Annotated in this window: 7 protein-coding genes; 6 read left to right on the top strand and 1 reads right to left on the bottom strand. The window is 63.6% G+C overall.

Going from position 1 to position 9,774, the window contains the following annotated elements; all coding sequences use genetic code 11:
- The 5 genes from B2V90_RS20180 to B2V90_RS20160 form a co-directional block, all read left to right on the top strand.
- The coding region (locus B2V90_RS20180) for an ImuA family protein (RefSeq protein ID WP_414711629.1) at positions 1–729 on the top strand (729 nt) is incomplete at its 5' end.
- Entirely contained in the window at positions 647–2,464 is a 1,818-nt protein-coding gene (locus B2V90_RS20175; protein WP_323132809.1) for a DNA polymerase Y family protein, read from the top strand. The genes B2V90_RS20180 and B2V90_RS20175, both read left to right, overlap by 83 nt.
- Positions 2,464–5,727 (top strand): error-prone DNA polymerase, encoded by a 3,264-nt coding sequence (locus tag B2V90_RS20170; RefSeq protein WP_228222833.1) that lies wholly within the window; start codon positions 2,464–2,466, stop codon positions 5,725–5,727. Before B2V90_RS20175 ends, B2V90_RS20170 begins: the two co-directional genes overlap by 1 nt.
- A gap of 168 nt (positions 5,728–5,895) precedes the next feature.
- Positions 5,896–6,462 (top strand): hypothetical protein, encoded by a 567-nt coding sequence (locus B2V90_RS20165; RefSeq protein WP_214646907.1) that lies wholly within the window; start codon positions 5,896–5,898, stop codon positions 6,460–6,462.
- A gap of 142 nt (positions 6,463–6,604) precedes the next feature.
- A complete protein-coding gene (locus B2V90_RS20160) occupies positions 6,605–6,841 on the top strand; it encodes a hypothetical protein (protein WP_161731131.1) in 237 nt (78 codons plus the stop codon).
- 31 nt (positions 6,842–6,872) lie between these two features.
- Here B2V90_RS20160 and B2V90_RS20155 read toward each other — a convergent pair whose 3' ends face one another.
- Positions 6,873–7,826 (bottom strand): HEPN domain-containing protein, encoded by a 954-nt coding sequence (locus B2V90_RS20155; RefSeq protein ID WP_228222834.1) that lies wholly within the window; start codon positions 7,824–7,826, stop codon positions 6,873–6,875.
- A 756-nt stretch (positions 7,827–8,582) separates the two neighbouring features.
- Here B2V90_RS20155 and B2V90_RS20150 point away from each other — a divergent pair.
- Positions 8,583–9,774, top strand: a 1,192-nt coding sequence (locus B2V90_RS20150) for a TolC family protein (protein ID WP_293922958.1), incomplete at its 3' end; no start/stop codon positions are given.

The following is a 9,774-nucleotide window of genomic DNA, read 5'->3' as shown; positions in this document are numbered from 1 at the left end:
ACGGGACTCGCCGGACGCTTACCGCACAGCAACAGCGCGCGCAGTCCTGCAATGCCTTTTGGCGTGTCTGCGCTGGACGAGCGGCTGGCAAGTCATGGCCTCGATAGCGCTGGACTGCATGAGATTGCGGCGGCGTCGGCGACGCTCAGCGACGATGCTGCGGCAACCCTTTTTACAGCCGGGATCGCCGCCCGCTTTGCAGCTGATCCGCAGCTCAGCATATTCTGGGCGCTCACGCAGTTCGACCTCTACGCGCCTGGCCTGGAGCAGGTTGGACTTGGTCCCGACAAGGTTTTTTACGCCCAGGCGCAAAAGGACAATATCGTCCTCGCCATGGCCGAGGATGCGCTGCGCGACGGATCGCTGGCGTGCGTCATTGCCGAAGTCAGACAGGCCGACCAGACAGCAACCCGCCGTCTTCAGCTTGCCGCTTCCGACAGTCGGACGCCGATGCTGCTCTATCGCCGCCATCGCGCCCGCGAGCGCTGCCCGCTAAGCGGCCTTTCTTCCGCCATGACCCGATGGCGCATCGGCTGCCTGCCATCCGCGCGCCTCGCCCATCCCGGCGTCGGCCGGGCGCGCTGGTCGGTCGAACTTGTACGCCAGCGCAATGGCAATCCCTTTTCCCTCGAACTGGACGCCTGTGATGACAAGGGTCGCCTCGCTCTACCTGCCGCAGCTCGCCATCGAGCGGCTTCGGCGGCTGGAGCGGACAGTCAGGCCGCCTGAAACAGGCGGGATTGCGCTCGCGCCGCGCCTTGCAACACCGATCGACGATAATCCCGGCGTCTGCTCCGTACCCCGTGGGGGCGGCTGGCGTCCCGGTGCCCGCTGGGCGCGAGATGGATCGCTCGGCAATCGCCCCAGCCAGGCCGAGATCGATGCACTCCCTGCCCATCAGCGTCCCACCATGCGCGAGATGGGGCGGCGCAGCGAATCCGCCGACCATCCGTTCAGAGACATACCCGCAGACGATGCAGGAAGAGGGGCAGCAAGTGCCCGTCCGCTCAATTGGGCCTCCTTCTGGGGAAAGCCCATGGTCCTGATCGAGCGCGCCGGCCAGCGCGATGTCGTCACGGCGGCTTGCCCGGTTGCGCTGGACCTTGGTCTGCGATCGGGCATGGCAGCCGCCCATGCGCGAGCGCTGGCGAGCGACCTGGACGTGCGCGATGCGCAGCCGGAAGCAGATCGTGCATGGCTTGATCGGTTGGCTCTTCATGCCATTGTTCACTGGACACCCACAGCCTGCATATCGGGCACCGATGGCCTGTGGCTGGACCTCACCGGTACGACCCATTTATTTGGTGGAGAGGCGCGCTTCTGTCGCCGGCTCCTTCGCTTCCTCGAGCGACTGGGTTTCACCGCCAGCATCGCGATCGCCGGCACGCCAGGCGCGGCGCATGCGCTCGCCCGCTATCGCGGCGAGGCCGTCACCCTATTGCCCCATGGCGGCGAGTCCCAAGCCATTGCCGATCTGCCGCTGGCCGCCCTGCGCCTGAAGCCCGACGCTCTGATGGCGGCCGCGCGCTTCGGCATTGATCGTATCGCCGACCTTTATCCCATGCCGCGCGGCCCATTGGCCAAACGCCTGGGTCTCGATGCCGTCCGGCGGCTTGACCAGGCCCGCGGCATGGTCGCCGAACCGATAGTCCCGCTCATTCCGTTCACGTCTCCCTGCGTCGAGCGGCGCCTGCTTGAACCGATCGGCACGGCCGAGGCCATCATCCAGGTCATCGGCGATCTGGTCGATGATCTGGTTGCCCTCCTCCAGGAACGTGGCATGGGGTTGCGCACGGCGCACCTGACCTGCAAAATCGTCGACGCCACCGAGCAGCCGATCGCGATCGGCACCGCCCAGGCGACGCGCGATGCCCGACATTTGAAGCGCATGCTGGCGATGCGGGTGGAAAAGATCGACCCAGGCCTTGGCATAGAGGCGATGGCGCTCGCCGCCCCTCGTGTCGAGCCGCTGGAAGCCCAGACGCTGGAGACATCGCTCGGAAGCGGCGATCGGCCAACCGACATATCCACGCTTCTCGATCAGCTCGCGGGACGGATAGAGCCTGATGCCCCCTTCCGCCTGTCCGCCCATGAAAGCGATGTGCCCGAACGCGCGGTCCGGCGGACGGAAGCCTTGCTCAAGCCATTGGGCTGGCCTGCATGGAAGCGGCCGGTTCGGATGCTGCCTCGCCCCGAACGGCTCTCCCATGTTGTCGCCCTGCTTCCCGATCACCCGCCGCGCCGCTTTACCTGGCGCCGGCAAGACTATCGCATGGTGGCCGGTGACGGCCCCGAGCGCATTCATGGCGAGTGGTGGAAGAATGCGCGCGAGATGTGGGCGGTCCGCGATTATTTCCGGGTGGAAGCGGAAGGAGGCGAGCGCTTCTGGATCTTCCGTCGCGGCGATGGCGTCGACGCGCCGACCGGTGACCTGAGCTGGTATATGCACGGGCTGTTTGGCTGATGGCGCGTTATGTGGAACTCCAGGTCACGAGCCACTTTTCCTTCCTGCGCGGTGCGTCCTCGCCGGAAGAGCTGTTCTCGGCCGCAGCGCTCCTAGGCCATCAGGCGCTTGGACTTGCAGACTGGGGCAGCGTCGCTGGAGTGGTGCGCGGCTGGGCGGGGCAGAAGGCGACCGGCGTGCGCATGATCGCGGGCGCGCGGGTCGATCTTTCGGACGGTCGCGCCTTGTTGCTCTATCCGACGGATCGCGCTGCCTGGTCACAGCTGACGCGCCTGCTTTCGGTGGGCAAGGCACGCGGCGGCAAGGGCTGCTGCCTCCTCGGCTGGGCCGATCTAGCCAATCATGCCCAGGGGCTGATCGCCATTCTGCTTCCGGACCTGGCCGATAGCACCACGCTCGCCAACCTTGCCGAGCTGAGGCAGGTCTTTGGCAATCGCGCCTATATGGCGCTTTCGCTTCGCCGCCGACCGGAAGATGCTGCCCGTCTCCATGATCTCGATGCCATGGCACACAAAGCAGGCGTCCGCAGCGTCGCGACCGGCGACATCCTCTATCACACGCCTGAGGCGCGCCCACTGCAGGATGTGATGACGGCGATCCGCGAGCAGACGAGCATCGATGCGCTGGGATTCAAGCGTGAGCGCTATATGGACCGTAATCTGAAAAGCCCGCAGGAGATGGAACGGCGCTTTGCCGCCTTCCCCGACGCGATCCGGGCCAGCGCGGATATCGCTGAACGGTGCCAATTCGATCTGGGCGAAATCCAGTATCAATATCCCTATGAGGAGGTGATGGAGGGCCACAGCGCGCAGGAAGCGCTTGCGGCACTCACCGACGCCGCCGCACAGCGCATGTTCCCAGCGGGACTGCCCAACGACTATCGCAAGCAGATCGACCATGAGCTGCGGCTGATCGACCAGCTCGGCTACGCCCCCTATTTTCTGACGGTCAATGCGATCGTCGCCGAAAGCCGCAGGCGCGGCATCCTTTGCCAGGGCCGGGGTTCTGCGGCCAATAGCTGCGTCTGCTACATGCTCGGCATCACCTCGATCGACCCGATCAAGCATCAGTTGCTGTTCGAGCGGTTCGTTTCGGGCGAACGCAAGGAGCCGCCCGATATCGACGTCGATTTCGAGCATGAACGGCGCGAAGAGATCATCCAGTGGATCTACGACACCTATGGTCGCACCCGCTCCGCGCTGACGGCCGTCGTCACCCGCTATCGCACGCGTGGTGCAGTCGCCGAAGTCGGCAAGGCGCTGGGCCTTCCGCGTGACCTGACCAAAATGCTGACCGGTCTCGTCTGGGGCTGGAGCATGGACGGGATTTCGCAAGAGCAGATCGAAAACGCCAACCTCAATCCGCAGGATCATCGGCTGAAACTCACCCTGGAGCTTTCCCGCCAGCTCATCGGCACGCCGCGGCATCTCTCCCAGCATCCCGGCGGCTTCGTCCTGACGCAGGACCGGCTCGACGATCTCGTGCCGATCGAGCCTGCCCGGATGGAAAATCGCCAGACGATCGAATGGGACAAGGATGACATCGACGCGCTGAAATTCATGAAGGTCGATGTGCTCGGTCTGGGGATGCTCGGCTGCATGAACCGGGCGTTCAACCTGCTGGAGGAGCATAAGGGCATCAAGGTCGGCATGGCCGATCTGCAGGATGATGACCCGGACGTCTATGCCATGATCCAGCGGGCCGACACGCTGGGCGTATTCCAGATCGAGAGCCGGGCGCAGATGTCCATGTTGCCCCGGATCAAGCCAAAGGAATTCTACGATCTGGTGATCGAGGTGGCGATCGTTCGCCCGGGGCCGATCCAGGGTGACATGGTCCACCCCTATCTCCGGCGCCGAGAGGGCAAGGAGACGCCAGAATATCCCAGGCCCGAACTGGAAGCAGTGCTCAAGAAGACCCTGGGCGTCCCGCTGTTTCAGGAACAGGCGATGAAGGTCGCGATCGTGGGCGCAGGCTTCACGCCGGTCGAAGCCGATCAACTGCGCCGTGCCATGGCAACGTTCAAGCTCTCCGGCGGTGTCAGCCATTTCTACGACAAGCTGGTGAACGGCATGATCGCGCGGGGCTATCCCAAGGACTTTGCCGAGCGGACCTTCAAGCAGATCGAGGGCTTCGGCTCCTATGGCTTTCCCGAGAGCCATGCCGCCAGCTTCGCCAAGATCGCCTATGCAAGCTGCTGGATGAAGCATCATCACCCCGACGTCTTCTGCTCCGCGCTCCTCAATGCCCAGCCCATGGGCTTTTATGCGCCGGCGCAGATCGTACGCGACGCGCGCAACCATGGGGTCGAGGTTCGGCCGGTATCGATCAACCATAGCCATTGGGATTGCACGCTGGAGCCGACCAGGGGGCGATATATGGCTGTCCGTCTGGGGTTCCGACAGGTACGCGGTCTCGCCAATCTTCATGGTGCGGCGATCGTCGGGGCGCGCGGCCCGTCCCCCTTCGCCAGCGTCGAAGAGGTCTGGCGCCGAGCGGGAGTTCCACGCGCTGCAATCGAACGGCTTGCCGAAGCTGACGCTTTTGCCTGCATCGACGAAGACAGGCGACAGGGGCTATGGAAGGTCAAGGGCCTGGGTGAAGCCCCCCTTCCCCTCTTTGCGGCAGCCGATGCACGTGCAGGTGGCTTTTCACCGGAGGGGCATGAAGCACCGGTGGCGCTTGTCCCAATGACTGAGGGGCGGGAAGTCGTGGAGGATTATCGTGCGCTCCAGCTCTCCCTGCGCGCGCATCCATTGCACTTCCTGCGACCGCAGCTCGACGCCATGCGCATCGTGCGCTGCGCGGATCTTCCGTCGATCCGCGATGGGCGCAACATCGAGGTGGCCGGCGTCATTCTGGTGCGACAGCGTCCCGGTTCGGCCAAAGGGGTGCTGTTCGTCACCATCGAGGATGAAACGGGTGTGGCCCAGGGCATTTTGTGGCCCGACCGGTTCGAGATTTATCGCCGGCAGGTCATGTCCGCCTCCATGATCGCCATGCGTGGACGGCTTCAGAAGGAAGGCGAAGTTATCCACATCATCTGCGACCGGATCGTCGATCATGACGAGATGCTGCGCTCGGTTGGTCGGATGGATTTTACGGTTGCGCCAGGGCGCGGCGATGGCGCGAGCCATGGCGGCGGCCCCGATCCGCGTAAACCGGCCATCTGCCGCGGTCGAACGCTCGGGTCACCGCCTTATGGCACATCCCCACCCCAGCAAGACGAGATCATGCCGATACGCAGCCATGATTTTCATTGATTACGCAGGCCCGAGCATGCGCCGCTCCCGACCATCGCCATCAACAGCCGGCGCGCGTCTTGCATCATCAGATAGGCCCATCCCCCATCCGGCAGATCGCAGATCGACTAGCGCCCATGCCTGCGAAGGGGCGCGACATCGATCGGCAGACCCGATAGACGCACCGGCATGACATCCGACCAATCCCTGCTGCTGCTGGGTCTCGCCCTCGCCATTACGAGAAGATGGCTCGCAAGGCTGAACGAGCCGCAACGCCATTATCACACCCGCGCACATGTCGAAGCGATGTTGGCGAACCTTCCGCCAGCCGACGCGACCAGGGAGATGATCGCGGCGATCTGGCTGCATGACATCGTTTATGACCCAAAAGCTTCGGACAATGAAGAAATGTCGGCAAAGGTGGCGCAGCAGGATCTCGCGGGATCAGACATCGCCATAGCGTCGGTGGTAGAACTGATCCTGGGAACCAAGCGGCATGAACCGGGCTCGGAAGCGCAAAATCTCCTGAACGATCTCGACCTCGGCATTCTTGGTGCACCACCGCCAGCCTATGCCCGTTACGCGCATCAGATCCGCCTGGAATATACCCATGTTCCGACGCCGCAATATCATGCGGGTCGCGCGACCGTGCTCAGGGCGCTTGACCAGAAGCAGATTTTCCAGACCGAACGGTTCGCGCATCTTGAGGAGCGGGCGCACAAGAATCTGCGCTCGGAGATTGCCAGATTGCAGTGATCAGCATGCCGTAGTCCTTCGACCTCATAACTATGGCGGCTGAGTGCGGTTGAACGATGGCCTCCCGCAAGAAGCAGGGACGCGCAACCAATGCAGCTCCGAGCGGTATTGGATCCTAGCCTTGCCAGGGAGACCGACTGCCATGACCGAGCCTCTTCCCCTTTCCCATGCGGCCGAGCGACCGGGAAAAGACGACCTGCTTGCCGTACTCAGGGTAGAAAAAGCCCTGTATGCTGCCCTGGAGGCGGAGGCGCGCTCGCCAGGCATGGGCAGGATCGGCGGCGATACCGATGCGGTGGATGCGATGCGCATTTCAAGGGCGCGGATTGCGATGCTTCAGCGCCTCCATGATCGCGCCAGCGAGGCAGAGAGCGGCTAGTCCCCAAATCACTGCTCCTGGTGCCGCAGGGTCAGTCCGCCGGAAGCGCGCCGCCGCCCAGATGCTCCTGGCAGATGGTCTGGGTCAGCGCCTGCAACTCACGGATGCGCGCCGTCAGCCAGTCAAGCTCCTCGTCGGTGATCTTGTAGAAATCGGAGTAGCGCGCCTTGATATAGGCCGCGCGCAGCAGTTCGTAGCAGCGCTTGCCCTCCTTCGATTCCCGCTGCCAGATGCCGATCAAACGTTCGTCCAACTGCTCGCAGCGCTGGGACAGAAAGTTGAGATTGTGCGATTTGGGCCGGTACAATTTCAGCACCAGCAGGATGCAGTAATAGGCGCGCTCCGTCGCTTGGTGAAGCTGAAACGCTGCTTCGTTACGCCACTTCGCGGCAGCCTTTGGCTCTAGTTCCGCTTCGGCCTGCTGTCGTTGAAAAGTTGACGTGACCAATGCCCTTTGGATGCCTGGGAAATCATCGTCAAAATAGAACTGCGCTTCCTTTAAAGCCTCTTCAGCCGAAAGCGGAACGGGATCAGCAAGCGGATGCCCCGGCTCCTCGAACAGCGCGATGCCATCTTTGACAATATCAGTGAAGAAATAGCGACCACGTTCGAGCTGGTGATTAATATCGTCGATGCTATGGACAATCAGATTAAGAGGCTGCGGCCAGAAGCGACGCAGCAGCATGTCGACCATCCGATCTTCAGCCTGCACCCAATATTCTGCAGCGTCCGTAAGATCTTCATGGCTCACTATCACCAGGATATCATAGTCGGAAAAATACCGGCCCACCGGGTCGATCACCTGGCGGCCACGCGCATAGGATCCGAACAGGATGATCTTCAGGATGCGGCCCTCGCGGACGTGCCGACCATTGCGGCGCGCAACCTGCTTGCCGAATTCATCACGCAAAATTTCGACCGCGCGGGCAAGGTCGCGACGCGCTCGCCCTGGCAGATGTGCGGTATCGGTCTTCAACTCAGCCATAATCATGTCATCGCCGGAAGGTTGGCCAAGTGCAAGCACGTCCGACCAAATCCGGATGTTGGGCAGCGGGCTATTGCCTTGCGCACCGAAAATTGACTGACGTTCGTCCTTCCCGCAAATGAGGGCGGCATTTCGCCATCAACGAATGTCTGCCCGTCCAATTTTTGAAATGTGGACGCTGCCGGGACGCGGCAGAAGAAGTCCACATTTTAAATTTGTCGATACCCACCGCATCAGAGCTGTCGCTCCCCTTCCCTTCGGAGCGGCTCTCCATGGGCTATGGCCCCGCCGTGGAGACCTCTCCGGCGGGGTTCTTTTATCGACCTGGGATGGGTTTATTAGGGCTGTACTGGTAAGCACTGGGACTTTGCTGCCGTTCGCCTGCGGCATGTCGAACAGCGCCTCTCGTCAGAAGCCGACATTCAACGTTCGCCCGACCGGCCTCTGGTTATGTCAGAAGCTTGGCCGTTATACCAAGGATCATAGATGATGACTCCCCGCGCCAATGCCGAGGCGATCAAGGCGGCGGGCATTTTCCAGCGCTTTTATGTCTCGACCGGCATCGGCCATGAGTTCCTGACCTAGGGGCCAAACCTGTACGAAATGGCGCCGTTGCTGTTTCGCGACCGCACGGGGGCGGGGCATCCGAGGAATTCAATTGCGCGCGTGTTTCATTGCAAATATGCGTAATCGAAGATCACGCCGTCGCGGGAGCGACCCTCGGCGGCGTGGCAGGCAAAACAGGGGCGGAGCAGGGTGCGCAGCACGAAGCGGCAGGATCTACACGTCGCGCACCGTTGCTGCAGCGGGCCTGCCGCGCTCGCCCTACTGCTCGCCTCTACCGGCACCGCAGTAGCGCAGGAGGCGCCGCCGCCCCCGCTCAGTTTTCAGGCAGCGCTCGCCAGGCTCGACAAAGCCTCACCGGGGCTCAGCGGCGACGACCATGCCGTCCGCGCCAGCGAGGAAATCGCCGCCGCCACCCGAACGCTGCGCCGCCCGGTGGTCACCGCCTCGGCGAGCGTGATCGAATATCAGAAGACGCTCTCGGTCGACCTGTCCGAGCCCAAGGCCGATGCGCTGAGCGCCACCAACGGCTTTCTAGACCAGCTTGGCGGGCAATTCTCCGGCGCGAGCGCGCAGATTGTGGCGCAGGTGACCCAGCGGATCGGCGCGGCCCTGCCCCGGCTGTTTGGCGCGATTCCCAACACGCTGGAGTTCCAGACGCGCGACACCGTGTTCCGTCCGGCGATCACCGCGGCGATGCCGCTCTATACCGGCGGCGCGATTCCCGCCGTCCAGAAGGGCGCGGACGCAGCGGTAGGCATCGCCCGGGCCAAGCAGGCGGGCGGGCAGGATCTCTCCCGCGTCAATCTGGTGCGCGCCTATTTCGGCCAGAAGGTCGCGAGTCAGCTGACCGTATCCACCCGCGAACAGCTCGAAGCCTTCGACCGGCACCTCTCGGACGCGCGCAAGCTGGAAGCGGAAGGCGTGCTCGCCCATGCCCGGGTGCTGGAGGTGGAGGTCGCGCGCAACACCGCCCAGCGCGCCTTCGAGCATGCCCGCAGCGAGGAGGCGATCGCCACCGATACGCTGGCGCGGCTGCTCGATCAGCCGCTGGGCGTCACCGCCTCCACTCCGCTGTTCGTCCATTCGGAGCCGCTGCCGCCGCTCCAGCGCTTCCTCGACGGCATCGACCAGTCGCCGCGCGCGCAGGGTGCGGATGCCGCCAAGAGCGCAGCGCAGGCCGGGGTGGATCTCGCCAAATCGCGTTATCGCCCCCAGGCCTTCGCCTTCGGCAGCTACAACGCCAATCGCAACAACGCGCTGCCGACCGAGCCCGACTGGATCGCCGGCGTCTCGCTGCGCATGACCCTGCTCTCCAACTTCGATCGCCAGAAGGCGCTCTCGGCCGCCCGCGAGAACCAGGCCGCCGCCGCCGATGCCGCCG

It is taken from the genome of Sphingobium sp. UBA5915, assembly GCF_002431195.1.
GTDB lineage: Bacteria > Pseudomonadota > Alphaproteobacteria > Sphingomonadales > Sphingomonadaceae > Sphingobium > Sphingobium soli.
The sequence above is the reverse complement of the archived record's forward strand: the minus strand, read 5'-3'. Positions and strand labels throughout refer to the sequence as shown.

Coding starts and splice junctions, on each gene's coding strand:
- B2V90_RS20175 (WP_323132809.1), top strand. CDS start 647: ATGACAAGGGTCGCCTCGCTCTACCTGCCGCAGCTCGCCATCGAGCGG.
- B2V90_RS20170 (WP_228222833.1), top strand. CDS start 2,464: ATGGCGCGTTATGTGGAACTCCAGGTCACGAGCCACTTTTCCTTCCTG.
- B2V90_RS20165 (WP_214646907.1), top strand. CDS start 5,896: ATGACATCCGACCAATCCCTGCTGCTGCTGGGTCTCGCCCTCGCCATT.
- B2V90_RS20160 (WP_161731131.1), top strand. CDS start 6,605: ATGACCGAGCCTCTTCCCCTTTCCCATGCGGCCGAGCGACCGGGAAAA.
- B2V90_RS20155 (WP_228222834.1), bottom strand. CDS start 7,826: ATGGCTGAGTTGAAGACCGATACCGCACATCTGCCAGGGCGAGCGCGT.